This window comes from Proteiniclasticum sediminis (genome assembly GCF_018128025.1).
GTDB classification, from domain to species: Bacteria; Bacillota; Clostridia; order Clostridiales; family Clostridiaceae; genus Proteiniclasticum; species Proteiniclasticum sediminis.
Genome location: NZ_JAGSCS010000004.1, coordinates 109,848 through 136,216, shown reverse-complemented (window position 1 = coordinate 136,216; position 26,369 = coordinate 109,848). Strand labels below are relative to the sequence as shown.

Here is a 26,369-nt window from a genome sequence, read left to right as displayed (position 1 = left end):
TTTATTTTTTAACCGAAAAGAGGTGAAAAAATGGCAAAGAAAAAAATCGCAGGAATCACGGTCGAGATCGGCGGCGACTCTACTAAACTGGATAAAGCGATCAGTAAGTCTAGCGCTAAGGCAGGAGAACTGCAGGGTGAGCTTCGAGGTGTAGAGAGTCTTTTAAAGTTGGACCCAAAGAACGTTGAGCTGCTTGCACAGAAGCAAACGATCCTAAACGAAACTATCGAAGAAACCAAGAAAAAACTTGCGATTTTGAAAGATGCGCAAGGTCAAGTCCAGGCGCAATTTGATAAAGGGGAGATCACATCCGACCAATACCGTGATTTTCAGCGTGAAATCATATCAACTGAGCAAAAACTCGGAAAACTAGAGGACCAGCAGAAAGAGTTCAATGAAACCGGTGGCCAGGTAAAGAAAGTGGCAGACGGTATGGAAGACGTGGGCAAAGGTGCAAAGGGCGCTGGAACCGAGACTCTCAAACTTGGAGACATCATCAAGGCGAATCTGATCAGCGAAGCTATCATCGGAGGGATTAAGAAGATCGGCGGAGCCATAAAGGGCATGGTTACCGGTGTATTTAACATCGGGAAAGCCGCGGTGGAAAGCTACGCAGAAACGCAGCAGCTGGTCGGCGGTGTCGAAACCATCTTCAAGGACAGCGCCAAAGCGGTCCAGGAGTATGCAAACGAAGCTTATAAGGCCGCCGGAATCACAGCGAACGACTACATGTCCCAGGTTACCTCTTTCAGCGCTAGCCTTCTGCAATCGCTAAACGGCGATACGGCAAAGGCAGCGCAGGTGGCGGACATGGCCATCATTGACATGGCAGACAACGCTAATAAGATGGGGTCTAATATTTCAGACATCCAAAATGCATACCAGGGATTTGCCAAGCAAAATTACACCATGCTCGACAACTTGAAATTAGGCTACGGCGGAACCAAAACGGAAATGGAGCGGCTGCTGAAAGACGCTACCGCCCTATCCGGGGTCAAGTACGACATAAACAACCTGAATGACGTATATCAGGCCATACACGTTGTACAAACGGAGCTGGGAATCACCGGCACCACCGCCAAGGAAGCATCGGAAACCATATCTGGATCCATCGGGCAGATGAAATCCGCCTATGGAAACTTCATTTCAGGCCTGGCCGACGAGAACGCCAACCTGGACGAGCTTTCCCAAAGTCTGGCAGACAGCATCAAGGCGGTCCTGTCGAACCTCATCCCGGTCATTCAGCGCATAGCGGCTAGTCTTTTCGATGTGCTTCCAGCGCTTACCGACACGATCATGGAATTAGCAGATGAGCTGCTCCCGATATTCCTGGAGTTCATAGCGCAAATTATCCCGAAAATTGCGGATGTGCTCCTCCGAGAAATCGGTCAGATCATCGAGACCGCATGGATAATCGTGGACACCCTGGTCACGGCCATCATGGACAATCTACCTGCGCTAATAGCTATCGGAGCTGATCTGCTTACAAAGATCATCGGTGGAATAACCGGGATGCTTCCGCAGTTAATCGCAGCCGGGATGACCATTTTACTCATGCTTACGCAGGCACTCATGGATAACCTTCCACTTATTTTGACAGCCGCCATCACCATCATCATGATGTTGGCCCAGGGTCTCACGGAGAACTTACCAACCCTCATCCCGGCGGCCATCGACGCCCTCCTGACTCTGGTGGACAGCCTGGTCGAGAACATAGACATGCTGATCGATGCAGCCATCGCCATTATGATGGCCCTCGCGGACGGCTTGCTTAAGGCTATGCCGCAGCTTTTGTCCAAGGCGCCGGTCATTATTGCCAAGCTCGTCGAGGCTATTAGCCGGAACCTTCCGAAACTCATTGAGGCGTCGGTGCAGATCATGGTGATGTTGGCCCTTGGACTTGTCCAGGCCATCCCAGACCTACTCAAACAGATCCCCACAATCATCACATCACTGATCAATGCCTTTAAAAATTACAACTACCAGACCGTGGGAAAAGCGATCATCGACGGCATAAAAGAAGGCGTTCTGGGCGCTGCCGCAGGCCTCGCGAACGCCGCGAAAGAAGTGGTGGACATGGCCGTCAAGGGTGTGAAAAAGTTCCTGGGGATCCATTCCCCCGCCACAAAGCTAAGAGACGAAGTCGGAAAAATGATGCCCCAGGGCATAGCCGTCGGAATCGAAGCGGACGCCAGCAAGGCCGTGGACGCCATGGACGACTTGACAGCCCAGGTCATGGATGCCGGAACCCCGCAGATGGTCAACATGATGAACGGAAACCCACTGGTCAGCCCAAGCACGCAGCTGGAGAGCGTCAGGTCCAGCCTTGGAGACAACGGCAGCCTGGCCGGGAAGATTGACAGCATGATCGCCATCTTGGCGCAATACCTGCCACACCTTGAGAATGAGATGCAGCTTGTCATGGACACGGGCGCCATTGTTGGAGCCGTAGCCCCAGGGGTAAACAGGGAGCTCGGCAAAAATAGCGCACGAAGGGAGAGAGGAATCTAATGCGACGAGGAATAATCTTTGACAATCTCCACACTGCTGACGATTGGGATCTCATCCTTACCGCCCAGGAGATGGAGCCTCCCAAGGTCAAGACAAAATATATCGACCTGCCCATCGGGGACGGATCCATTGACCTCACTGAGGCCATATACGGAGACGTCTCCCTGGAGGACAGGGAGGGCACCTTTGAGTTTGACATGCTCTGCCCACCGGCGGAGCGCGCAGATCTTCTCTCTGCCATTGGATCCTACATCCACGGCAAAAAGCGGAAGATCATCCTCCCGGATGACGATCAGCACTATTACTACGGCCGCATGGCCATATCGAGCTTTAAGGCAAACGGGATCATCGGAAAACTTGAGATAGAGGCAGTATGCGATCCTTACAAATACAAGCTGGACCCGACCATCTACTCGGGATCAATTGGAGCCGGCGGATCGATAACCCTCAGCTGCAGCAATAGCCGAAAACGGGTCATCCCGAAGATTACGGTGAGCGGAGCCGTGTCCATCGCTTTCGAGGGCAACACTTACAACCTCAGCACTGGAACATGGCAAACCACCAGCATCATCTTCAAGGAGGGCCAGAACCCCATCACGATCACTGGTGCAGCCGGGACAACCTACTCCATCGAGTACCAGGAAGGAGCGATTTAAATGTATACCATAAAGCTGGACAACCAAATCCTCTGGGACCCGCGGGTGGAGGAGCTCAAGATCGAGGAACCGAAGGTCAAGCTGGAGGTCAACAAGGCCGGAACTTTGGCGTTTCGCATTTTACCTCGGCACCCCCTTTACAACCAAATCAAAAAGCTGAAATCCGTGGTAGAAGTTTACCAGGACGGCGTCCTCATTTTCCGAGGGCGCCCCTTGGAGGACGAGCTGGACACATGGAACGCCAAAGACATCATTTGCGAAGGCGACCTGGCCATGCTCAATGACAGCCTGGTCCGACCTTACTCTTTCCAGGGATCCATCTCGGACTATCTGACAAAGCTCATCACAGACCACAACGCCCAGGTGGAGGCAAGCAAGCACTTCACATTGGGGACGATCACGGTCACGGACCCGAACAATTACATCACCCGCGGAAATTCTGACTTCCCAAATACCTGGCAGGAAATCGAAAGCAAGCTTCTGGGGACTTTGGGCGGATACATCATCATCCGCAGGACCGGCGGGATCAACTACATTGACTATTTGACCGATTCTACCGTCCGTAGCGACCAGGTGATCCGTCTCGGGGAGAACCTCCTCAAGGTAAAGCAGGAGCGCAGCGGAGACACCATCGCCACCGCGATCATTCCCATCGGTGCGGAGCTAGAGAATGAAGACGGTTCAAAGTACAGGGTGGACATCAAGACTGTTAATGGTGGAGTGGACTATGTCTACAACCCGGATGCGGTGGATCAGTACGGATGGATATTTAAGATGATCCGCTTCGACGATGTCACGGTACCGTCAAATCTCTTAACCAAGGCAAACCAAGCTTTAGCTCAATCTATTTTGCAATTAAACACCATCGAGCTGACAGCCGTGGATCTTAGTATGATCGATGTCAATATCGACGAGTTCCGCATTTTTGAATATGTCGAGGTGGAGAGCCAGGCCCACCAGTTAGGCGATTTTTATTTGATCCGCCAGATGGACATCGACCTCATGAACCCGGAGAACAACATCATCACGGTCGGCGCGGAGTATACCAGCCTCACCGAAAAGCAGTTTCAGACCGAGCTGGGCCTCAAGAATATTCAACTCACCCCAGGTCCACCCGGGCCACAGGGAGAACCGGGTCCTCCAGGAATCCCAGGACCGCCCGGAACTGATGGGCAGACGCTCTACACCTGGGTCAAGTACGCCGACACCCCCACCAGCGGGATGAGTGATTTTCCAGACGGCAAGACCTACATGGGCATCGCCTACAATAAGACGACGGCCACCGAGTCCACCACTTACGCGGACTATTCATGGTCCCTCATTAAAGGTACAGATGGACTCCCTGGAGCCCCGGGAGCAAATGGCGTCACGACCTACACCTGGGTCAAGTACGCGGACACGATCACCGGCACCGGCATGAGCGACAGCCCGACGGGAAAGAGGTTCCTTGGCTTGGCCCATAACAAGACAACATCCACGGAAAGCACCAACGCTGCCGACTATCAATGGTCCCCGCTGTACGACAATGTCAAAGTCGGAGGACGGAATTTGTTGTTGAATAGTAGCGCGGAAAAGGTATCGCTTACGGAATATTTACAGTACGCGAACATAGCAAGCGTATTTGATGAACACGGGGTCGGTCAATTTACGATAAGTTTTGACATGAAATCCCCGGTTGCCGGAAATATTCAAGTCTATTGTGCGGATAGAGCCGCTTCTGAAATCAAATATAACTTCCCGCAAAAAATATTCTCAGCAACAACGGAATATGCTCGCTATTCGATGACGGTTGAGGTGACCTTGAACAATGCTTCAGCGTCTATTACAAGCCTTGCGTTTTATGGAACATACGGAACTGGAAGATTCCCAAGTGTTAAAAACGTTAAAATCGAACGAGGCAACATCGCCACGGACTACACTCCGGCACCGGAGGATGTAGAACAGAACACCGTGGATGTCGTAAACACCGCCACCACGGCACTGAACACGGCCATCACGGAAAGCGCCGAAGCGATCACCAGGGAGATAGCCAAGACATACACCACCAAGACAGACCTGGAGACCTACAAGGAAGAAGTTTCCCTGGCCATCACTCAGACGGCCGAGGATTTCAACCTGGAGTTTACCAACTACGACGAGCGGGTCACAAAGCTGGACGGGGACACCAAATCAGAATTCTCCGAGATCAAAAAGCACATCCGATTCATCGACGGTAAGATCATCCTTGGACAGGTGGCAAACCCTTTCATCCTGGAGATCCGAAACAACCGCATCTGCTTCATCCAGGACGGCGTGGAGGTCGCTTATTTGAGCAACGAAGCCCAAACCCAAAAGCTCTACATAAACGACGGCCACATCGTAAAGAGCCTGCGCATCGGCAATTATGCCTTTGTACCGCGGGACAACGGAAATTTATCATTCAGGAAGGTGACATAAATGGCAAGTATAACCTGGACCAGCGGCATCGCATACGCACCGACTGTGGAGCTCATCGTCAATCAGCAATCTCAAAATATCGCCGAAAACTACAGCACCATCGCCTGGTCCTTGGTGTTGCATCGGCCCTCTTATGTCTCATCCTCATCGGCCAAGGCATACGCCGTCAAGATCGACGGAGTGACCGTGGCCAGCGGAACAACGACCATCGGCGGCAGTGGCGACAAGATCATCGCCTCCGGAACGGTCAACGTACCCCACAACAGCGATGGGACCAAACCCAATATGCCGTTTAGTTTTACCCAGGAAATCGGAATCACCTGGACAAACAATCAGCCAACAGGAAACGCCAGCGGATCCGGAACAATGACCTTGACCACTATCCCCAGAGCCTCCTCCGGATCCCTGTCCAATGCCTCCCCCAATCTGGGCGACGCCGTGACGATCAACATCGCCAGGGCATCAACAGCCTTTACACATGAGGTTTATGTTGACTGGTACGCAGGAGCCTGGACAAAGCTCACAACGGGCGGGAAGGTGGCCACATCGCTGGCCTGGACCGTTCCAAAGAGCTATGCCAACAACATACCGAATAGCCTCTCAGGAGGAGGCCGGCTCCTCATTGAGACCTACAGCGGGACAACCTTCATCGGGTCCACCATCCTCAACTTTACAGGAAACGTCCCGGACACGGCGGAGTTTCGGCCCACGATCAGCCAGGTGGCCATCGCTGAGGCCGTAGCTGGACTGGCTGCGCAGTTTGCAGCGTTTGTAAAAAACAAATCAAAACTCACCGTGACCACGACCGCCGCCGGAGCCTACGGCAGCACCATCGCAGCATACAGGACCGAGGTCCTGGGAACCCCATACACCGGAAACCCGGCCACCACTGCCGAGCTTACGAGCGCCGGAACCGTAACCGTGCTGGTCACCGTAACAGACAGCCGAGGACGCACCGCAACCCATAGCTCGACCGTAACCGTGGTGGACTACTACACCCCGACAATTACCGACTTTAAGGTTTTGAGAGCCACCTCTGCAGGAGTAGAGGATAACGACGATGGAAATTACATGAAAGCTATCATGAATTTTTCCATAGCCCCGGTCGGAAACAAAAATAGTAAGAGTTACAAAATCGAGTACAAAAAGCAGGCAGACACTACCTGGATCCAGGCCTCCTCCGGGAACGTCTACGCGCTCAATTCATCCTACCTTTCCGCCACCGCCCTCCTAGGCCTTGATTTTGCATATGATATAAGGCTGACCATAACGGATTACTTCGGGTCCGTCGCGCAGATTTTCCAGGTCGGCGCAGCATTCACCCTGATCGACTTTGCCGCAAACGGTCAAGGGCTGGCCATCGGAAAAGTGTACGAGGGACTAGCAATGCTGGAACTTTTCGGAGATATGCTGATCCAAAACCGCGGCCAGGACACAAAGCTCCTTCTTGAGCAGCTACAAGGCAACGCCGGCATCGAGATCGGCAACCAGGACCTGGCTGGATTGTCATATATAGACTTTCACAGCGCAGGAACCGGTACTGACTATGATGTTCGATTGATAACCACCGGTGGTGACACTACGGACGGTCACGGAACCTTGATTGTTGAGGGCTGGGAGATTCGATTGGATGCCGCTGCAAACATCATTTTCAAACAGGCTCCCCGGGTCGGGACTGACTACCTGCCATGGGCAAATAATATTAAACAATTCCACAACGTACCCGCATCGAATTATATGGCGATTTTCGACACGAACGGCACCACTTACGGTGTAACAATTTTCGTATCCGACGAGCGCCTGAAAAAAAATATTCGAGATTTCGACGACGACGGCCTCGCAAAAGTCATGGCCATTCAACACAAAAAATTCGACTGGAGGGACGGACACAAGCTGGACGATGTAGGTTACATCGCGCAGCAGCTGCAGACCATCGACCCGGCGTTTGTATACGGCGTTTTGCAGACCGACGGGACCGAAATGCTCTCGCCTGACGTATCAAAAATTTTACCAGCGGTCACCCGAGCCATCCAGCAATTAAACGACAAAATCAGCACCCAGCAGGCAACCATTGATGCTCTAGAGGCTAGATTAAGCGCACTTGAGAATAAAGCATAAACACGGAGGTGGGACATGGATCCACAACGCATTGACCAGATAGAGGGCGAAATTAAAGAGATCTGGAGGGAGGTGGACGGCTTGAAACAAGGCCAGAACGCCCTCGAGATGAACATGGAGCTCATGAAAAAAGACATGGAATACACCCGGAAGGCCGTAGACAAAATAGACGGCAACGTCGAGCTTTTGACCAAGGCCCGATTTAGTGACCATTACGAAGAACCCATCAAAGCAGAGCGCACAAAAAAGGAACGACGCCTGAGCCAAGTCGAGGGCGTAATTATTGGCATTGTAGTCGCCTATATTCTATACGCCGTTTTTCCCATTCTTGCCAAATAAAGGAGGACCAAAAATGGAAGAATTAATGACCCAGATCACCCCTTACATCATGATCATTTTGACCGCCATCGCCGGCTACCTGGCCACCAAAATCAAGGCGTTTTTTGACGCCCGGATCGACAAGGACAACCAGGAGCGGCTGATGCAATTCATCAAGGCGACCGTCGAATTTGTAGAGCAAATCGGCATCGACCTGAAGCCAGAGGAAAAATTCGAGCTGGCCAAAGCCAAGGTTTTAATTTGGATCAACCAACGCGGCCTCACCGTAACCGAGGAGGAGCTCCAGGTTCTCATTGAAGCCTTTGTCCATAACCTGACCCTCAGCAAACCCGCCGGAAGCATTGTTTTCAATAACACCCCCGCCACCCCGGCAGAGATTGACCCTGGATTCGGGATCCCCTACAACGTAACCAAGGAGGAATAATTCATGAAACTTTACCTGAGCCCTTCAAACCAGCCCGCGAACAAATACGCCGTGGGCAGCACCACCGAAAAAATCCAGATGGAGGCCCTGGCCAAATTGGTCCAGGCCCGCCTCCAGGACTACGAGATCGACCTGGTCATGGCAACACTGAGCTATGATATTAACAAGCGAGATGACGAGGCTAAGGCAAAGGGCTGCACCCACTATCTGGCGCTGCACTCCAATGCTGGAGGAGCTGGCAAGGCTCAGGGGGCTGTGGCCTTCTATCATCCTAAGGCATCCGTGACTAAGACCCTGGCCACAAACCTGATCGCAGAGCTCAATGCAATCAATCCGAACAAGGAGAACCGCAACAGCCAGGTGGTGGACGGCATGACCCTGTTTAAGGGAGCCGGAGCCGGAGAGATCAGGGAGCCATTCGAGAAGGACCTGAAGCCGGTTCTGTTGGAGGTGGACTTCCACGACAACCCGACCACGGCAAAATGGATCATCGACAATAAGCCCGCCATTGCGGACGCCATCACCCGCGCCCTGGTCAAGACCTTTAAACTCAAAAAGAAGGTAGCACCTGCTCCTGCAACGGGCATCAAGGACCTGGCCGGAACAGTAAAGATCATTTACACCGGCGCAGACGGCGTCAATGCCAGGAAGGCCCCGAGCTTCGAGCAGGACGCTGTGGACCATGTGGTCAAAGCCGGGGAAGTATTCACGGTCACCGGAATCACCACAGATGGCCAGTTTTATCGCCTAAAGAGCGGCCTGTTTATCACGACAGGCGACAAGTTCGTGGCGTACAGCAAAGCTACTCCAGCAGCACCTGCCTTTACGGAGTACCTGGTGAAGGTTACGGCCTACGCCCTTAACGTGCGAAAAGGACCCGGGATCAACCACCCAATCGCAACCACCATCCGCCTGGGACAGGTCTACACCATCGTGGGCGAAAAGGACGGCTGGGGACAGCTCAAAAGCGGAGCCGGATGGATCAACCTTGACTACACCGAAAGAGTGTAGCAACTCGCCGCAGGCTCAAAGCGAGTGGAGTTTTTCGGCGATAAATGGACGAGAACCCTATAACAGCAAAAACGCCCCAGGAGGGCGTATACGCGCGAGGAGGAGATGCACATGACCTATGTCATTGGGATGCCGGTGGTATACACTGGGGAGAACGAGGAATACAAGCACTACGGCATAGGAGAGATCCAGGCCGTAGCTGGAGAGGTATTACTGGTGTATTTCAAGGTTCCCCAGGTTAAGATCAAGTGCAGCGCTAATGATTTAACCGAGTACACCCCGGAGAGTGACGTCTCAACCCGGGAGATCTACCGAGCTGCCGCCATGGACTGTGTGCAGGCTGTCGTTGAACGTTATCAGGATCCAGTGATGCACGCCTTGGCTAGATCTATAGGATATGAGATTACAGCCATGCTAGAGGTTCAGCTTTTAGGGAAAACATATTAATGAGAACTCTATTGAGACAAATAAGACCGTCATTTCAATAAAAGAAACAATCGAAGCGTCTAAAGAGGGATTAAAGAGGCGCTTCGATTATTCTTGAAACGCAAATAAATTAGTGATAAAATAAACATCACGCAAAAAGTTAATTTAAAGTAAAGTTTTCTTAATTATAATTATTCTTAAGAATACTATGATACCTTTAATATGAAAGGAGTGAAAGAAATGGGTGACTATAAGATTAAGAATAGTAAAACATTCAGATTGTTTGCAATCCCATCTTTTGCATCTGGAGTGGCATCTGCTTTTGATCTATTTCCTGATAACAGCACAATTAATGATTCCGCATCGTCTAATGAGGCAGATATGAAAGCGATGAAGGCTGATTTTGAAATGGCGGGGAAGGATTTGAAGGAAGCTTTTTATGAGTGGGAAAAGGAATTTGCAAAATAGAGGCGATCGTAACCATAAAGTAACAGAGAAGAAAGGTGCTATAGAGACTCTTACCGGACGAGCGGTTTTAGAGGAAAGAAGTGAATTCTCGGGGCCCTTACCTCCACCAGAAATTTTTGAAAAATACGAAGAAATTTGCCCGGGAGCTGCAGATAGAATCCTATCGATGGCTGAAAATCAATCTACGCATAGACAGCAAATTGAAAAAGCATTTATTTTTTCCAGAAACAAGCAAAGTATTGCTGGAACCTATATTGCTGGAGCTATAGCTACCTCGGCGATCATTTGTGGTACTGTACTGTTACTAAACGATAAAAATATTCAAGGAATAGTTGTTATAGTAACTACAGCATTTACATTCTTTGGAACCTCAGTTTATGGAAAGCGAGCGGCCAGGAAGCAGTTGAGTGAAAAAGAAGACGATTAAAAACCCCACACTTATGTGCGGGGCTGATAGGGGTGCTATCCCCTATATCATAGCAAAGTATAAGCCGGAGTCGATCCGGTTTATTTTTTTTTGTGCTTAATGCTTTTCTCTGGATCTTCGCATAATTTAGTTATGAGGAGGTGACTAGATGAGATGCTATTATTGCTCGAAGGAGAATGACCTAGAAGAACTGATGGGGATCAGATACATTTACTGCTGTGAAGAAGTACAAACAGACTATACCTCTCTGCGGCCTAAAGTAAGAGAGTCTGTGGAGTCACAAGACATGTTCTGGCGAAAACTGTACTTGGAGATAAAGAAGGATGGTAACCAGGACATATAAGTGAGTAATAGCGGCGTCCACTAAGGATGCCGCTATTTTCTGCGCGTATTTTGATTTTGTGCAATTGGTCAACTATTAGTCAACAAAACGAAGACTAATAAGGTATAATTTGGATTTTGACAAAAAATAAGAATCGCACAACCATGCTATTTAGAGCGCATCAAGACTAGGCATGTTTGGCACTTGATATTACTCACCCTAATCATGCTTGGAAGGCTGGCCCCCGGAGGAAACTCCGGGTTGGCCAGCCTTTTTGTATGGAGTTTTAAGTTTAATCGATTTAGCAGCTCACTGATCTGTCGAATAGGGGGTGATCTGAGGGGAATTATAGGGGTTGCTTTTACGCTCTTTTCATTTTTTTAGCAGATAATTTCATGCAAAAGAGTATTTTCTATGGTTTATGAATAAAAAATGAACTCAGCAGTACAAAAAATCACCGGAAGGGGATGGGGATGAGCATGCGCTTTTCTGAATAAAACCGGTATAGAGGGGCTGGGATCTGAATATATTGTCGGAGTGAGGAAGAAATTCGTTTTCTGCCGGCGGATTAATCGGGATTTGCTGAAATGGGTGAAGAATAGAGAAAGGAAAGATGAGAATGATTTTCAAGAGAGATTTTTTAAGAAGTCGCCATAAAAGTATTATTTCCATTAAAGCTGGGAAATAAAGGGCGTCAAGGCGAAGGATTGTGGAGTGTGCAGGATAAATTACAGATAACTATGGGTAAAATATATGGGTGCAATTATTCGACATCATCCGCGGGAAGATTATTCAATAGCTATTATTTTATCGTAAAAGTACCGGCGAGTGTTCACAGGGATTATATGGAATTACTGTGAATTTTGTCGAATAAGACGTGAATAATGTCGGAAATCGTTTATAATTAGAGTTAGAATATAAAGCAAATTCAAAGTTGTCGCAGAATAGACATGAAATGTTTAATATTGTCGTTATTTTCGAGTGTTACTCGAGCAAACATGAAAGGGTGAGTAAATTGACAAAGAACAGACTGAGGAGGACCTTCGTTGCGGTTTTGCTGCTGCTTAGCTTCGTTCTGCCGAATTTCCAGTTCTCCACTCGGGTCAGCGGTGCGGAGGGTCCCACGACCTTCACCTCCGATCCTGGGTATCAGGTGGTGGATATTTTCTACGGAGACTCGACCAACAGTCACACCAGTGTGGATGGCCTGGTATGGGTCAGCGGGGATTACCTGTATGCCGTGATCTCTTCGACTCATACGGTGAAGGCCATGACCATGCAGGTGAATACCGCGGGTGGCATGGTTTCCGTTCCCTCGGTGAGCCGCTGGGAGTATCTGGCGGGCACTCGCATTAGCATTGATGGGACGTTCTATTCACCGGACCTTCTTAATGGCAACACCAAAGATAGCCATTTTACCATTTTTACGTTCCCCCGGGCTCAGCTTCAGGGTACCCTCAGCATCTTCGTGGAAGGGCAGGGCGGAGGCCATAACCTGGGCGGAGACATTATTTTTGATCTGGTGACGAATCCTGTCACCATCGGAAAGATCTGGACCGGCGGCAGCATCGCCAGCGGAAAGACGGCGTCTTTTGCCATCTTTGGCGTTGCCCCTTCGGGAGTCTATCGTCTGGATGCTTATGATGTCAATGATCAGGTGATTACGCCCCTGACCCTGACCTCCAATGTCAGCGGGGCCAGAGTTTCCCGAACCTTCCAAGTGCCCATCACCACGAAGTTTGGTGAGCGTTTTACCAGCTACTATGTTCGGGAACTGGAAAACGGACAAGTTCTGAGTGACGGGGCCAGAACCTCCGACGGCTATGTGGTCACGTATCCGGGGAGCGCCTTGGAGGCGGTGAATACCTATGTTCCCCAGCCGATTTCTGTGACTTTTTCCGGGACCAAGTCCCTTTCGGGAAGACCGCTGAAGGCGGGCGAGTTCCAGTTTGCCCTCTATGCCCTGGGCTCTGCCACACCGCTGGCGGTAACGACCAACAGCGATTTGGGTGCCTTTACCTTCGCCTCCCAGACCTATACTGCCGCAGGGACCTACCGCTACATCGTCAAGGAGACGGCAGGAACTTTAGGCGGAGTCACCTATGATGTTCGCGAGTATCCCGTCACCGTAACGGTGACGGACAATCTTAAGGGTGTCCTTTCCACCAGCGTTTCCGCTCCCGTGGGAAGCTTTACCTTCCAGAACCGCTATGAGGCCTTGCCGGCGTCTCTGACCCTATCGGGGACGAAGACTCTTACGGGAAGACCACTCCTGGCAGATGAGTTTATCTATGAACTCTACAATGCTGCTGGGGATATCTTGTTGGACAGCGCCTCCAATACCTCTGGAGGAACCTTCCAGTTTGATGCGCTGACCTTCCAGGTCCCTGGAACCTACACCTATGTGGTGCGGGAAAGAAAGGGAACCCTTCCGGGCATAACCTATGATGCCAAGGAGTACACCATTACGGTGAACGTCACGGACAACCTTCAGGGAAATCTGGTGGCTACACCGGTGATTCCTGAAGGGGGTATCCATTTTGTCAATCGTTATCTCCCCCAAAACGCGCAGGTTTCCGTTACAGGGCTGAAAGTCCTCACGGGAAGACCCCTGAAAGCGGGAGAATTCCAGTTTGTCTTGAAGGATGCCCAGGGATATCCCGTGGGGAACCCTGTGACCCATGATGCCCAGGGCCTGTTCCGGTTCCCGGAACTTAGTCTGGATAAAGCGGGCGTCTACACCTATTTCGTCTCGGAAGTTCCGGGCGCTTTAGGCGGCATCACCTATGATCCGGTGAGTTACCCCGTGACAATCACCGTCACCGATGATCTTCAGGGGAAACTCCATGGCGTGGTCCTGTCTCCTCCGGTGATCATCCGCAATACCTACCAGCCTTCGGCGGTGACGGCAGTCATCCGCGGACAAAAGGTTCTGGAAGGCCGTGCTCTTCAGGCGGGAGAATTCCAGTTTGTGCTGGAAGATCTTTCCGGAAATCCCTTGGGACAGGCGGTGGCCAACCTTGCCGACGGCAGTTTCCAGTTCCCGGGAATCCAGTTTGGACAACCCGGCGAATACACCTTCCGTGTCCGGGAAGTGGCGGGCACCTTGGGTGGCGTCACCTATGATCCTTCGGTGAAGACCGTGAAGGTCACCGTGACCCAGAACAGCGAAGGGGAACTGGTGGCCGTGGTGAATCCCTTAGCCCTGACCTTCACCAATACCTATGAAGCCAAGCCTGTGGGGGTCACCCTCCAGGGCGAAAAACGCCTCACTGGCCGCCCCTTAAAGAGCGGAGAGTTCAGTTTCCTTCTGAAGGACAAGGATGGAGCTGCTGTGGGCACTTCCGTGACCCATAATGCCTTGGGCGAGTTCTCCTTCCCCCAGATCCTCTTCACCAAGACAGGCGTCTATACCTACACCATCGAAGAGATCCCGGGCACCGTTCCTGGCATCACCTATGATCTGACGAAGAAAACCGTGACCATCACCGTCACCGATGACGGAAAAGGTCAGCTAAAGGCGACGGTGGAGACCCTCCCCGTGGTCATCACCAACACCTATACCCCTGCACCTGTGGAAGTTTCCCTGGAAGCCGAGAAGGTTTTGCAGGGAAGATCCCTCACCGCAGGAGAGTTCAGCTTTATGTTAAAGGGGCCCCAAGGGGAGACTTTAGGGGTATACACCCATGATGCCACCGGAAAGATTCTGCTTCCGAAAGTAACTCTGGATGCTGCAGGGGTTTACCCCTATACCCTTCAGGAAAATCCGGGTACTCTGGGCGGCGTCACCTACGATCTGACCCCGAAGACCCTCACCGTCACCGTCACCGATGACGGAAACGGCAAGCTTCAGTCGACAGTTAATCCGACACTTACCCAGATTACCAATACCTATACCGCCAAGGCGGTTTCTGTGGAACTGAAGGCCGAAAAGCACCTGACGGGCCGCCTTCTGAAGGCGGGAGAGTTCAGCTTTATACTGCGCAATGCCGCAGGAGCTCAGCTGGGACTTTCCGTGACAAATGGTGCCGACGGCATGATTACCTTCCCCGCCTGGTCCTTTGATGCCCCAGGCACCTACAAGCTCTATCTGGAAGAAGTCCAGGGAACCTTAGGTGGTGTGACCTATGATGCCGTCATCCATGAAGTCACGGTGACCGTCACCGATGACGGAAAGGGACAGCTGAAGGCCGCCGTTTCTCCTGAGCTTCCGAAGTTTACCAACGCCTATCAAGCAAAGTCCGTGGATGTGACCCTGAAGGGCGAGAAGATCCTCACCGGCAGACCTCTTCTAGCGGAAGAGTTCAGTTTTATCCTGAAGGATGAGGCTGGGGATGTGGTGGGAAGCCCAGTGAAGAACCAGGCAGACGGAAGCTTTAGCTTCCCGGCTCAAACCTTCACCCAGGCAGGCGTCTATCACTACACCATTTCCGAAGTGGCGGGAAGCCTCAGTGGCGTGAACTACGACCTGGAAGAAAAGGCTGTCACCGTCACCGTCACCGATGATGGCAATGGACAGCTTCAGGCCGAAGTTACGCCGGATCAGGTCACAGTGGAAAATACCTATGGGCCAACACCGGCTACCCTGATCCTGGAAGGGGAGAAGACCCTATCGGGAAGACCGCTGAAGGCGGGCGAGTTCACCTTTGAACTTTGGGAAAAGAACGGCATGGCAGCCCTGCAGTCCACGGTCAATGAAGCCGATGGAAGCTTTGCCTTCGAAGCACTGAAGTTCACCCAGGCGGGCACTTACACCTATACGGTGAAGGAAACGAAGGGCGCTTTAGGCGGAATTACCTATGACGAAATGACCTACGACATCACCATCACCGTCACGGACAACCTGAAGGGCGCCCTGGTGGCCTCGGCAGTCTATCCGGAGGGCGGGCTGGAGTTTGTGAACAGCTACAAGGCTGCTTCCACCACCACCGTGCTGGAAGGGCAAAAGATCCTGGAAGGACGACCGCTGCTGGCGGAGGAGTTCAGTTTTGAACTTTGGGCCGGCGATGAACTGCTCCATACGGTGAAGAACGCAGCCGATGGAAGCTTTAGCTTCCCAGCGCTCACCTACACAGCAGTGGGCACCTATACCTATACAATGAAGGAAGTTCTGGGCACCCTAGGTGGCGTCACCTATGATGATGCGGAGTTTACGATCACCGTCACCGTGAAAGACAACCTGGACGGTACCCTCACGGCCACCCCGGTGTATCCGGAAGGCGGCGTGGAGTTTGTGAACACCTACAAGGCCGCTTCCACCACCACCGTGCTGGAAGGGGAAAAGACCCTGGAAGGGCGATCGCTGCTGGCTAATGAGTTTAGTTTTGAGCTCTGGGCCGACGATGAACTGCTCCATACGGTGCAGAACGCAGCCGACGGAAGCTTTAGCTTCCCGGCGCTAACCTACACAAAGATTGGCACCTACACCTATACGGTGAAGGAAGTCGAGGGCACCTTGGGCGGCGTCACCTATGATGATGCGGAGTTTACGATCACCGTCACCGTCAAGGACAATCTGGACGGTACCCTCACGGCCACCCCGGTCTATCCGGAAGGCGGCGTGGAGTTTGTGAACACATACAAGGCCGCTTCCACCACCGCGGTTCTCGAAGGGGAAAAGACCCTGGAAGGACGACCGCTGCTGGCGGAGGAGTTCAGTTTTGAACTCTGGGCCGACGATGAACTGCTCCATACGGTGAAGAATGAAGCCGACGGAAGTTTTAGCTTCCCGGCCCTAACCTACACAGAAGTGGGCACCTACACCTATACGGTGAAGGAAGTTCTAGGCACTTTAGGCGGTGTCACCTACGACGATACGGAATACACGATTACCGTCACCGTCAAGGACAACTTGGACGGCACCCTCACGGCCACCCTAGTCTATCCGGAAGGTGGCGTGGAATTTGTCAACATCTACAAGGCCGCTTCCACCACAACGGTGCTGGAAGGGCTGAAGACCCTGGAAGGACGACCGCTGCTGGCGGAGGAGTTCAGTTTTGAACTCTGGTCTGGGGACGAGCTTCTCCACACGGTGAAGAACGATGCTGATGGAAAGATTGAGTTCCCTGCGCTGACCTACACCGAGGCAGGCACCTACACCTATACCGTGAAGGAAGTCCTGGGCGAATTAGGCGGAATAACCTATGACGATGCCGAGTATAGGGTCACCGTCACCGTGAAGGACAATCTGGACGGAACCCTCACCACCACTGCGGAATATCCGGAAAATGGTCTGGAATTTGTCAACACCTATATGGCAGCCAAGACCACCTATATCCTGTCCGGGCTTAAGACCCTTCTGGGCCGCGAGCTGCTGGCTGGGGAGTTCATCTTTGAGCTTTGGGCCAAGGATGGCGAAGAGCCTCTGGAAACGGTGAAGAATGCTGCCGATGGCACCTATGGGTTCACCGCCCTGGAGTTTACGGAAGCCGGAGTCTACGGGTATGAGATCCGTGAGCGTAAAGAAAATGCCTACGGAGTCCTCTATGATGAAACGGTCTATCCGCTGGTCATCAGCGTGAAGGATAATCTGGATGGCACCCTCACCGCCACGGCGGACAAGAATCCGGAGGATCTCCTCTTTGAAAACCGTTATGCCGTCATCACCATCAAGGGCGAAAAGACCTGGGATGATCTGGGCCTTCGTCCGGAAAGCATCACCGTGCAGCTTCTTCGCAACGGCGTCCTCTATGACGATGTGGTGGTGAAAGCCGATGAGAACGGAAAATGGACCTATGAGTTCCCGGAACTGGCAGAGTTTGATGAAATGGGCGAAGCCTATCGTTACACCGTGAAGGAGGTTCCGGTACCGGGATTTGAATCGACGGTGGATGGCTATAACCTCCTGAACAGGCTCCTTCGGGGAACATTGAAGATCGAGAAAGTGGATGATGCGGACAGACCGCTGGCTGGTGTGGACTTTGTGATTCGGGATGCCGAAGAGCGGGTGGTCTTCACCGGTACCACCGACGAGACAGGAATTCTGAGGGTGATTCTCCCCCTGGGAAGCTACACCGTCATGGAAACCAAGGCTCCGGAGAACTATATCATGGATGCGGAGGCGAAAACCGTACGCCTGACGACGGACAAGGAAGAAGTTACCCTTCGAGTTGTCAACGTCCTGGAGATTGAGGATGTGGAGAATAAGCCGCTGCCCAGTACGGGAAGTGCTGGTGGGGCCCTCTACCTCCTGCTGGGACTGACCCTTCTAGGCGCTGGACTTCTCCTCCTGAAAAAGCAAAAGACCGTGTAATTTCTTAAAAGACGGAGGAAGGACTCACCCGCCTTCCTCCATCCCTTGAGTAGCAAGAGCTCTGCCTATGCAGGGCTCTTTTACTATATTTGTAAATTCACGGAAATTTGATTTACATTTCCAAACGCGTATAGTAGGATGAAAGAATGACTAAGGCGCGCTGAAGACGTTGTAATGAAGTGAGCAGGCGGGAGAGCAGAGAGTAGAGAGATCCTGCAGGCAAAAAAACAGGCAGATCCCCACAGGATTTTGCCTTAGCTTCGTTCGATCCGCCGCTGTTTCTCAGGCTGCACTGACTGTATTGCTGTGACTGTTGATGGGACTGGATCTGCGTGATGAAAGAATGCGATATGTTGAGAGTAAAACTATTTATTATTTATTCCCAGGAGGCCAAGGCGGCCATGGAAAAGCTGGGGCTTGCCCGGTATGATCTGGACGGCGCACTCCGGGAAGAGTGTCCGGAGATGGGGAAGGGACGGTTCATGTTGCTGGTCCAAGTGGGGAACCAGGAATATGTTGTTCTGGTTTCCGTCAATCACCATTTGGTGGAAGTGGTCCAGGTCATGGCCAAAGCCAAAGAAGCGTAAAGAAAGAAATAACAAAAGGGGAAGGGACACGGTGTGTCCCTTCCCCTTTTGTTATGGGGTGTTTTTTCGATTAAGGTTAGGTTCAGCCCAGGAGACTCTTGTACTGGGGGTGATGGAGCAGACGCCGGGAGAGGCCGGCCGCGAAAATGCTCCAGAGGGTGTCTGCAGGAAGGAAGACCAGTGCGCCATAGCGGATGGCGTTTTTCAGGCTCATGGGGGAGGTTCCCACCAGGAAGTTCTTCAGCACATAGAGGTAACCTGCACCCAAGGTGTAGATCGTCAGAACCCCCAGGAGGCTCAGGGTGAGGAGCTGCAGGAAGGTGGGGGCGGTGAGCTTTTCCCGAAGATAGCCGATGAGTCCTGCGGCAAGGATGAAGCCCACCAGGTAGCCGAAAGTAGGAGTCAGGATATACCCCAGGCCGCCACCGCCGGTGAAGACGGGAAGCCCCATGAGGCCCAGGAGGACATAGATGAGCTGGGCAAAAATGGCTTTGCGGCCCAGGAGGAGTCCGGAAAGGATGACAAAGACGGTTTGCAGGGAAACCGGGACGGGTCCGATGGGGATTTTAATGAAGGCCCCGATGGCGGTGAGGGCGGAAAAAATCGGAATAATGGCCATTTCTTTCGTGGTGAGCAATCTTTTCTTCTGTGTCTGCATGATGTTCTCCTTTAATTCTTTGCTTTTCGTATACTGATTTCGCCGGAGTTGAAGGTTTTACGCTGTCCCTGACAGTCCACCACCAGGTGCCCTTCATCATTGACGGTTTGGAGGGTGCCCTGGAAGGTGTCCTTCCCTCGGAAGACCTCGATGGTCTCGCCCACAAAGAGCAGCTTTTCCCGATACCGGGCCAGAAGTCCTTTCGGGTCGGTTTTCGTCAGGAGGAGATAGGACTCTAAAGTGCTCAAGAGGGCTGCGATGATCTCATTTCGGCTATAGGTTTTTTTCGTGAGAAGGGAAAGGGAAGAAGCGATGTCCGTGAGCTCTTCGGGAAAAGCATCCACATTGACGTTGATGCCGATGCCGATGATGAAGCTGCTGAGACTGCCCGTTTCCATTTCCAGAGTACCCTCGGTGAGAATGCCGGCGATCTTCTTTCCCTGGAGATAGAGATCATTGACCCACTTGATGCCGGTGTTCACCTGGGCTGTCTCATCCAGAGTATCGGATACGGCCAGGGCAGTGGCGATGGTGAGGAGACCAATGTCGTAATCCGTTAGGTTTTCATTCTTATAGAGGGAAAGGTAAATGCCGCCTTTGTCCTCGGAATGGAAGGTTTTCCCCAGCCGTCCCCGGCCCTGGGTCTGGACTTTGGCCAGCACCACGGTGTTGTTTTCCAGATGGCTCTCCCGGTTTTCTTTCAGGTAGGAGTTGGTGGAAGGGACCTCGTCCAGTAGGATGAACTGGTAGTGTGGCGCCTGGGGCTGAAGCTTCAGGCGGATTTCGCTTTCGGATAAGGAATCGCTTTCCGGCAGAAGGCGATAGCCTTTGTTCTTCACGGATTCGATGAGATAACCTTCCTCCTTTAGGGTGTTAATGCCCTTCCAAATGGCGTTGCGGGACAGGCCCAGTTCCTGGGCCAGATGGATGCCGGAGAGGATCTCTCCTTTATGTTCTTCAAGGATTTTCAGGATTTTGCGGCTGCTCATGAGTACCTCCAGGGATTGAATTCAATGGTCTCAGTATACCCAAAGGAAAACCGTGAGTCAACCGAGTTTCGAAAATTGGGTGACTCAAAAACACTGAATAAACAGTGGGCAGGGGATGGGCTGGGGAGACCCAAGCCAGGGAGGTTTTTTTGGGGAATGGGGGAGGTTTATGGTTATTATGCATAAAACATTGCATATTCAAGATAAAAACCTGGAGTTGAAATCATGGAATTGGGACCGGATTCGGGAGATTGTGACAAGTTTAATCTTGAAAACGGTTTGACATTGAGAATATGGAGGAATTTTGTCCAAATTATTGAGATTGGATTAAAATTCATGGGGATGTATATTTATTGAAACTGCTGTGCTATAATCTATCGTGCCTGTAAATGGCCGGCGGCTTGGCCGCCAAGGAACTTCAACGCGAAAGGAAAATGAAATGAAAAAGATAAAATCAATGGCCATCCTCCTCTCTGTGCTGCTGTCTGTGGGAATTTTCAGCGGATGTGTGGATAAAGGGACGCCGGAAACCGGAGAGACGGGAAAAACGGTCCTGAAAGTGGGAACCGATGATACCTATCCCCCCTTTGAATATAAGAATGACGCCAATGAGACCGTCGGTTTCGACATCGATCTCATCAAAGCCATCGGCGAGAAGCTCGATATGGATGTGGAGTTTGTCTCCACCGCCTTCGATGGCATCTTCAACGGCCTCAATGCCGGAAACTACGATGTGGTGGTGGCTGCCGTAAGCATGACCCCCGGCCGTCTGGAGACCATGCTCTTCAGTAAGCCCTACCTGTCCAATGGTCAGGTGATCCTGACCCGCAAAGGTACCCCCAACATTACCAAGCACGAAGAACTGGCCGGCATGAAGGTGGGCGTTCAGCTGGGCACCACCGCCGATACCGCTGCGGAGAAATTCGCCACCCAGATCGGGTTTGAACTGACCAAGTACGATGAAATCCTTCAGACCTTCACCGCCATGAAGGCGGGGTATGTGGATGCCATCGCTGTGGATTACGCCGTGGCCATCGAGTATGTCCAGAAGGACCCCGAGGCTTACCAGTTCTCCGAGGTCATGCTGACCAATGAACCCATCGCCATTGCCCTGGGCAAGGATGATGTGGAGCTTCAGACCAAGATCAATGCCGCCCTGGATGAACTTCGTCAGGAAGGCACCCTGAAAGCCCTGTCCGAGAAATGGCTGGGCGCGGACTACACCTCAGATATCAACGAAGAAATTCAAGTCGTCGAATAAACTGCACGTTAGGAGGGAGATAAGCCTGTGATCACACAAGAACAACTTTTTGCCATACTGGAAGGGACAAAAACCACCTTGACCATTGCCTCCGTCTCCATTATCGGAGGAATCCTTCTGGGCATCGTCATTGCCCTGTTCAAGATTTCCCGGAATCCCGTTTTGCACGGGGTATCCTGGTTCTATGTCTGGGTGTTCCGCGGAACGCCGATGCTGATGCAGCTGTTCGTGTTCTATTATGCTCTGCCCATCTTTACCCAGGATGTGTTTAACATCACCCTGAGGCTTCCCGGCCTCACGGCGCCGTTCCTGGCCTTTACGCTGAACTCGGCGGCTTATCTGTCGGAGATCATCCGCGGAGCCATCCAGAGCATCGACAAGGGACAGATGGAAGCGGCCAAGGCCCTGGGCATGAGTTATTACCAGGCCATGTTCAAAATTATTATCCCCCAGAGTTACCGGCGTCTCATTCCCCCCGTGGGCAATGAGCTCATCACGCTGATCAAGGATACCTCTTTGGTGGCGTCCATCTCCATGTTTGACCTGCTGCGCACCGTCACCTCCATGAATAATGCATCGGGGAAATGGCATTACTTTATCTATGCCGCCGTCATCTACCTGATTCTGACCTCGCTTATTCAGGTGGTCTTTGACCGGCTCGAAAAGAAATACTCAGTGTACGAATAGGAGGACGCCATGATAAAACTCGAGAATATCTACAAATCCTTTGGAGATCTGGAAGTCCTCAAGGGCATCAACCTGGAAGTCCAGGAAGGGGAAGTGGTCTGTGTCATCGGTCCCTCGGGATCGGGCAAGAGCACCATGCTCCGCTGCATGAATCAGCTGGAGACCATCACCGACGGAAAAATCTACATCGACAACAACCTGGTAAGCTTTGTGAAGAAGGGCAAGGATCAGCTGAACCTTCACGAGCGGGAAGCCATTAAGCTCAGAACCAATCTGGGCATGGTGTTTCAGCGCTTTAACCTCTTCCCCCACCTCACGGTGCTGGAGAACCTCACCATTGCTCCCCAGCTGGTGAAGGGGGAAAAGCCCGAGGAGATCAAGGACCGGGCTTTGGACCTTTTAAAGCGGGTTGGCCTCCAGGACAAGAAGGATGAGTATCCTACGAAGCTTTCCGGCGGACAGCAGCAGAGAGTGGCCATTGCCCGAGCTCTGGCCATGAATCCCAGCATCATGCTCTTTGATGAACCCACCTCCGCCTTGGATCCGGAGCTGGTGGGCGAAGTCCTGGAAGTCATGAAGAAGCTGGCCGATGAAGGCATGACCATGGTGGTGGTTACCCATGAAATGGGCTTTGCCCGAGAAGTGGGCACCCGGGTCATCTTCATGGATGAGGGCCAGATCGTGGAAGAGGGAGATCCGGAAGTCATCTTCACGGCGCCCCAGGCGGAACGAACCAAATCCTTCCTGAACAAGATTTTAAAGTAGAACCAAAACCGGAGGTGGCTCAGATCAGCCCTTCCGGTTTTTCATCCCCGGGATTATGCATCAAATTGTGCATAATCCTGGGGATTTATGCAACAAAGCATTATGATTTATTGTCCCTGGGAAAGGGAAGGACAAGCGATGCCCCATAACGGTCTAGGGGTGAAACCGGTTACGTTTTAACACCTTGAAATTTGAGAAACCCCCGAAAAAAATATGCATAAATTTCGATAATTATACTATACATTTTGAAATCCTGTGTTATAATCAATCAGGTAACCGGGAAAAACCGGACTTGAAAAAGGAGCTGATACCACCAATGAAAAAAACGCTGACCATTTTGACTGCCGCATTAGTCGCAGGAATGACTTTTCTTGCCGGATGTGCACAAAAAGAGACGGACGACAATATTTTAAAGATTGGAACCGATGATACCTATCCCCCTTTCCAATTCCGTAACGACAGTAACGAGATGGTAGGTTTTGAAGTGGACCTGGGGAAAGCCCTAGGGGAAAAACTTGGCATGGAAGTGGAATTCATCTCCACCGCCTGGTCAGGAATCTTCAATGGCCTCAACGCCAAAAACTATGACGTCATCATGTCCGCCACGAGCATCACGCCGAAGCGGCTGGAAACCTATATATTCACCAAACCCCACATGACCAACGGTCAGGTCATCGTCACCCGCGCTGGGGAGACCCCGCTGGCGAAGCCGGAAGATCTGAAGGGCATGAAGGTGGGCGTGCAGCTGGAAACCACAGCAGATATCGCCGCCACCAAGTATCTGGAAACCGTAGAGTTTGAAATCGCCCGCTATGACGAAGTTATCCAGACCTTCACCGCCATGAAGGCCGGTTATGTGGATGTCATCGTCGCCGACTATGCCGTGGCCATCGACTATGTGAATAAGGACCCCCAGTCCTTCCAGCTCACCGATGTCATGCTCACCAACGAACCCATCGCCATCACCATCCGCAAGGATGAGGCTGACCTTCGGGACAAGCTCAACACCGCGCTGGATGAACTGAGAGCCGACGGAACCCTGAAGGCTCTGTCCATTCAGTGGCTGGGTGCCGACTACACCTCCAACATCAATGAAGAGCTCTTTGGTGTGGACGAGTAAGCACAAAAAAACAAGATCCTGGAACCGTACCCCCTGGGGGTACGGTTCCAGGATCTCTTGCGTTTACCGTGAATGACCGATGAGAATCAGTCATTTTTGTACTCTTTGGCCTTGTTCAGGATCTGGGGAGTTTCCTCCTCGTCTTCTGGAAGCAGGGCATTCCAGTCCACGTTCTCGGCTTCCATGGCAGCCCTGAAGGCTTCATAGTTGGCCTGGTAGTCCTCTTCCGTCAGGGATGACAGGTAGGGGCTGGGCATGATGAGGGTCTTCTCAAAGGCCTCCCGGGCGGTGATGTAGTCGCCGGCTTCCCACTTCAGCTTTCCGAAGTAGTAGTGGGCTTCGGGGAAGTTCACCGTTTCAATGATCTCTTCATAGAGATCCATGGCTTTTTCCTTTTTCCCCAGGGCATAGTAGGACTGGGCCAGATTGGCGGAGATGACATTGTCCTCGGGGTTGAACTGGTGGGCATCATGGTTGAACTCCAGGGCTTTTTCATTGTCCCCGTTGATGAGGTAGAGGTAGCCCAGAATCTCATACATGAGGGAGTTCTTGTAGGCATCCTGGATCTCCTCCATCTTGGCGATGGCAGCGCCGGTGTCGCCTTTTTTCCATTGAAGGATGGCCAGGTTGATGTGGTTTTTATACTTGAACCGGTCATCCCGGGTCTTCACCTGGGTGAGTTCCGTGAGGATGGCTTCCGCCTCCTCCAGTTTTCCCGCCCGCATGAGGAGATAGCCGTAGTTGGCCCGGATGTAGGGCTTGGTGAAGCGGTGCTCCGAGGCTTTCTTAAAGTGCATCAGCGCCTTTTCGTTGTCTCCGGCGTTGAAGGCCCGGCTTCCGCGGTTGGCCTCCATGATGGGGATGCTTTTATAGATGGTGAGGCCCAAATAGGACACAATGAGCACGTTGGCCAAGGTTCCCTGGCCCGTGGAGATCAGGGCAAAAATGAGGATGATCATACCGAGGTCGAGGAGAGGTAAAGCGTTCATTCGATGTCTTCCTTTATCACGTATATTTTTCTCTAAAAAAATGATACCATGAAACCTTAAAGATTTGAATAAATCTTGACCATTGGACGGAAATAGCGGAAGATGTTTTTAGGTTTCAAGCCCTGGCGGCGAAATTCTCTTTGGAGGATTTTGCGGGTTTGCCCGGGGAGAAAGGAGAAATGATGATTAAAGCAGTATTTTTTGATCTGGATGGAACCGTGGCCGACACCAACGGCCTGATCTACGAGTCCTTCCGGCGTCTTTTTCACGAGAAGATGGGTCTTCCCGTGCCCGATGAGGAGATCTATGGCCTCTTTGGGGAACCTTTGGTGGTCAGCCTGAAGCGGTACGGGGCGGAAAGCGAGGAGTTTCTTTCCTACTACCGGGATTTCAATGAAGGGCAGCATGACATCATGATCCGGGAGTTTGACGGGGTGAAGGAAGCCCTGGAAAGCCTGAAGGAAAAGGGGATTAAACTCGGGATCGTTACCTCCAAGCGGGAACGCATGGCTAGGCGAAGTCTGGAGCGGCTTCATCTGCTTCCTTACTTCGATGTCATCGTCACCCCGGAGCTCACCACGGAGCACAAGCCCAATCCAGCACCGCTGCTGAAGGCCTGCGAGCTCATGGGCGGCATTTCACCCAAGGAGACCCTCATGGTGGGGGATTCCGCCTATGACATCCTCTGCGGGAACCGGGCTGGGGCAGCATCGGTGGCCGTCTCCTATTCCAAGATCAAGATGGAGAAACTCCTGGCGGCAAAGCCCACCTATGTGGTGGACGATCTGCGGGAACTTCTGGCCATCGTGGAGGGCGCAGGAACTCTGGCTTAACGTCCTTCACCAAAAAGAACAGCAAAGCGACACGAAACGGTCAGGGATCCCCAAGGAAAAGGGGATGCCTGACCGTTTTGTTGTCCAGTT

At 51.9% G+C, this 26,369-nt stretch carries 20 protein-coding genes; 17 read left to right on the top strand and 3 right to left on the bottom strand.

The genetic code is table 11. The features are described 5' to 3' along the window. Positions 1 to 30: 30 nt before the first annotated feature. The 12 genes from KCG48_RS04920 to KCG48_RS04865 all read left to right on the top strand — a co-directional run bounded on the left by KCG48_RS04920 (position 31) and on the right by KCG48_RS04865 (position 18,977). Positions 31 to 2,511 (top strand): hypothetical protein, encoded by a 2,481-nt coding sequence (locus KCG48_RS04920; RefSeq protein ID WP_211800222.1) that lies wholly within the window; start codon positions 31 to 33, stop codon positions 2,509 to 2,511. Next, a complete protein-coding gene (locus KCG48_RS04915; RefSeq protein ID WP_211800220.1) occupies positions 2,511 to 3,167 on the top strand; it encodes a hypothetical protein in 657 nt (218 codons plus the stop codon). Before KCG48_RS04920 ends, KCG48_RS04915 begins: the two co-directional genes overlap by 1 nt. After that, the gene (locus KCG48_RS04910) at positions 3,168 to 5,603 is read left to right on the top strand and encodes a phage tail spike protein (protein WP_211800218.1); all 2,436 of its coding nucleotides are present in this window, start codon (positions 3,168 to 3,170) and stop codon (positions 5,601 to 5,603) included. It abuts the gene before it with no gap. Continuing rightward, complete coding sequence (locus tag KCG48_RS04905) at positions 5,604 to 7,721, top strand: DUF859 family phage minor structural protein (RefSeq protein WP_211800216.1); 2,118 nt, start codon at positions 5,604 to 5,606, stop codon at positions 7,719 to 7,721. It begins immediately after the preceding gene. A gap of 15 nt (positions 7,722 to 7,736) precedes the next feature. Then, positions 7,737 to 8,060: a hypothetical protein gene (locus tag KCG48_RS04900; RefSeq protein ID WP_211800215.1), complete on the top strand. Its 324-nt coding sequence runs from the start codon at positions 7,737 to 7,739 to the stop codon at positions 8,058 to 8,060. 13 nt (positions 8,061 to 8,073) lie between these two features. Continuing rightward, on the top strand, positions 8,074 to 8,484 hold the full coding sequence (locus KCG48_RS04895; protein ID WP_211800213.1) for a phage holin, LLH family: 411 nt from the start codon (positions 8,074 to 8,076) through the stop codon (positions 8,482 to 8,484). A gap of 3 nt (positions 8,485 to 8,487) precedes the next feature. Continuing rightward, positions 8,488 to 9,495: an SH3 domain-containing protein gene (locus KCG48_RS14735; RefSeq protein ID WP_230977011.1), complete on the top strand. Its 1,008-nt coding sequence runs from the start codon at positions 8,488 to 8,490 to the stop codon at positions 9,493 to 9,495. 111 nt (positions 9,496 to 9,606) lie between these two features. After that, a complete protein-coding gene (locus KCG48_RS04885) occupies positions 9,607 to 9,942 on the top strand; it encodes a hypothetical protein (RefSeq protein ID WP_211800211.1) in 336 nt (111 codons plus the stop codon). Positions 9,943 to 10,161: 219 nt separating this feature from the next. Next, a complete protein-coding gene (locus KCG48_RS04880; protein WP_211800209.1) occupies positions 10,162 to 10,389 on the top strand; it encodes a hypothetical protein in 228 nt (75 codons plus the stop codon). Further along, positions 10,361 to 10,816 (top strand): DUF2335 domain-containing protein, encoded by a 456-nt coding sequence (locus KCG48_RS04875; protein WP_211800204.1) that lies wholly within the window; start codon positions 10,361 to 10,363, stop codon positions 10,814 to 10,816. The genes KCG48_RS04880 and KCG48_RS04875 overlap by 29 nt, the downstream gene beginning before the upstream one ends. A gap of 1,328 nt (positions 10,817 to 12,144) precedes the next feature. Continuing rightward, positions 12,145 to 18,390 carry a Spy0128 family protein gene (locus tag KCG48_RS04870; protein WP_211800202.1) on the top strand — a complete coding sequence of 2,082 codons (6,246 nt, stop codon included), beginning with the start codon at positions 12,145 to 12,147 and terminating at the stop codon, positions 18,388 to 18,390. A 350-nt stretch (positions 18,391 to 18,740) separates the two neighbouring features. Continuing rightward, complete coding sequence (locus KCG48_RS04865; RefSeq protein ID WP_211800201.1) at positions 18,741 to 18,977, top strand: hypothetical protein; 237 nt, start codon at positions 18,741 to 18,743, stop codon at positions 18,975 to 18,977. A gap of 82 nt (positions 18,978 to 19,059) precedes the next feature. Here KCG48_RS04865 and KCG48_RS04860 read toward each other — a convergent pair whose 3' ends face one another. Then, a complete protein-coding gene (locus KCG48_RS04860; RefSeq protein WP_211800199.1) occupies positions 19,060 to 19,635 on the bottom strand; it encodes a biotin transporter BioY in 576 nt (191 codons plus the stop codon). An 11-nt stretch (positions 19,636 to 19,646) separates the two neighbouring features. Further along, positions 19,647 to 20,624 carry a biotin--[acetyl-CoA-carboxylase] ligase gene (locus KCG48_RS04855; RefSeq protein ID WP_211800198.1) on the bottom strand — a complete coding sequence of 326 codons (978 nt, stop codon included), beginning with the start codon at positions 20,622 to 20,624 and terminating at the stop codon, positions 19,647 to 19,649. 439 nt (positions 20,625 to 21,063) lie between these two features. Between KCG48_RS04855 and KCG48_RS04850 the strand changes: the two genes are divergently transcribed. The 4 genes from KCG48_RS04850 to KCG48_RS04835 all read left to right on the top strand — a co-directional run bounded on the left by KCG48_RS04850 (position 21,064) and on the right by KCG48_RS04835 (position 24,457). Beyond that, entirely contained in the window at positions 21,064 to 21,885 is an 822-nt protein-coding gene (locus KCG48_RS04850) for an ABC transporter substrate-binding protein (protein ID WP_211800196.1), read from the top strand. Positions 21,886 to 21,912: 27 nt separating this feature from the next. Next, on the top strand, positions 21,913 to 22,572 hold the full coding sequence (locus KCG48_RS04845) for an amino acid ABC transporter permease (protein WP_211800194.1): 660 nt from the start codon (positions 21,913 to 21,915) through the stop codon (positions 22,570 to 22,572). 9 nt (positions 22,573 to 22,581) lie between these two features. Further along, a complete protein-coding gene (locus tag KCG48_RS04840; protein WP_211800193.1) occupies positions 22,582 to 23,337 on the top strand; it encodes an amino acid ABC transporter ATP-binding protein in 756 nt (251 codons plus the stop codon). Positions 23,338 to 23,653: 316 nt separating this feature from the next. Further along, on the top strand, positions 23,654 to 24,457 hold the full coding sequence (locus KCG48_RS04835; RefSeq protein WP_211800192.1) for an ABC transporter substrate-binding protein: 804 nt from the start codon (positions 23,654 to 23,656) through the stop codon (positions 24,455 to 24,457). Between the two features lie 86 nt (positions 24,458 to 24,543). Here the strand turns inward: KCG48_RS04835 and KCG48_RS04830 are convergent, their stop codons facing one another. Continuing rightward, positions 24,544 to 25,446, bottom strand: a complete 903-nt coding sequence (locus tag KCG48_RS04830; RefSeq protein WP_211800190.1) for a tetratricopeptide repeat protein — start codon at positions 25,444 to 25,446, stop codon at positions 24,544 to 24,546. A gap of 179 nt (positions 25,447 to 25,625) precedes the next feature. Here KCG48_RS04830 and KCG48_RS04825 point away from each other — a divergent pair, with 179 nt between their 5' ends. Then, on the top strand, positions 25,626 to 26,279 hold the full coding sequence (locus KCG48_RS04825; RefSeq protein WP_230977010.1) for an HAD-IIIA family hydrolase: 654 nt from the start codon (positions 25,626 to 25,628) through the stop codon (positions 26,277 to 26,279). The last annotated feature ends 90 nt before the right edge of the window (positions 26,280 to 26,369 follow it).

Excerpts from the sequence above, each read along its gene's own strand:
- KCG48_RS04850 (WP_211800196.1), top strand. The coding sequence starts at position 21,064 with ATGAAAAAGATAAAATCAATGGCCATCCTCCTCTCTGTGCTGCTGTCT.
- KCG48_RS04895 (WP_211800213.1), top strand. The coding sequence starts at position 8,074 with ATGGAAGAATTAATGACCCAGATCACCCCTTACATCATGATCATTTTG.
- KCG48_RS04835 (WP_211800192.1), top strand. The coding sequence starts at position 23,654 with ATGAAAAAAACGCTGACCATTTTGACTGCCGCATTAGTCGCAGGAATG.
- KCG48_RS04885 (WP_211800211.1), top strand. The coding sequence starts at position 9,607 with ATGACCTATGTCATTGGGATGCCGGTGGTATACACTGGGGAGAACGAG.
- KCG48_RS04865 (WP_211800201.1), top strand. The coding sequence starts at position 18,741 with ATGTTGAGAGTAAAACTATTTATTATTTATTCCCAGGAGGCCAAGGCG.
- KCG48_RS04900 (WP_211800215.1), top strand. The coding sequence starts at position 7,737 with ATGGATCCACAACGCATTGACCAGATAGAGGGCGAAATTAAAGAGATC.
- KCG48_RS04905 (WP_211800216.1), top strand. The coding sequence starts at position 5,604 with ATGGCAAGTATAACCTGGACCAGCGGCATCGCATACGCACCGACTGTG.
- KCG48_RS04830 (WP_211800190.1), bottom strand. The coding sequence starts at position 25,446 with ATGAACGCTTTACCTCTCCTCGACCTCGGTATGATCATCCTCATTTTT.
- KCG48_RS04910 (WP_211800218.1), top strand. The coding sequence starts at position 3,168 with ATGTATACCATAAAGCTGGACAACCAAATCCTCTGGGACCCGCGGGTG.
- KCG48_RS04875 (WP_211800204.1), top strand. The coding sequence starts at position 10,361 with ATGAGTGGGAAAAGGAATTTGCAAAATAGAGGCGATCGTAACCATAAA.
- KCG48_RS04840 (WP_211800193.1), top strand. The coding sequence starts at position 22,582 with ATGATAAAACTCGAGAATATCTACAAATCCTTTGGAGATCTGGAAGTC.
- KCG48_RS04880 (WP_211800209.1), top strand. The coding sequence starts at position 10,162 with ATGGGTGACTATAAGATTAAGAATAGTAAAACATTCAGATTGTTTGCA.
- KCG48_RS04920 (WP_211800222.1), top strand. The coding sequence starts at position 31 with ATGGCAAAGAAAAAAATCGCAGGAATCACGGTCGAGATCGGCGGCGAC.
- KCG48_RS04855 (WP_211800198.1), bottom strand. The coding sequence starts at position 20,624 with ATGAGCAGCCGCAAAATCCTGAAAATCCTTGAAGAACATAAAGGAGAG.
- KCG48_RS14735 (WP_230977011.1), top strand. The coding sequence starts at position 8,488 with ATGAAACTTTACCTGAGCCCTTCAAACCAGCCCGCGAACAAATACGCC.
- KCG48_RS04860 (WP_211800199.1), bottom strand. The coding sequence starts at position 19,635 with ATGCAGACACAGAAGAAAAGATTGCTCACCACGAAAGAAATGGCCATT.
- KCG48_RS04915 (WP_211800220.1), top strand. The coding sequence starts at position 2,511 with ATGCGACGAGGAATAATCTTTGACAATCTCCACACTGCTGACGATTGG.
- KCG48_RS04825 (WP_230977010.1), top strand. The coding sequence starts at position 25,626 with ATGATGATTAAAGCAGTATTTTTTGATCTGGATGGAACCGTGGCCGAC.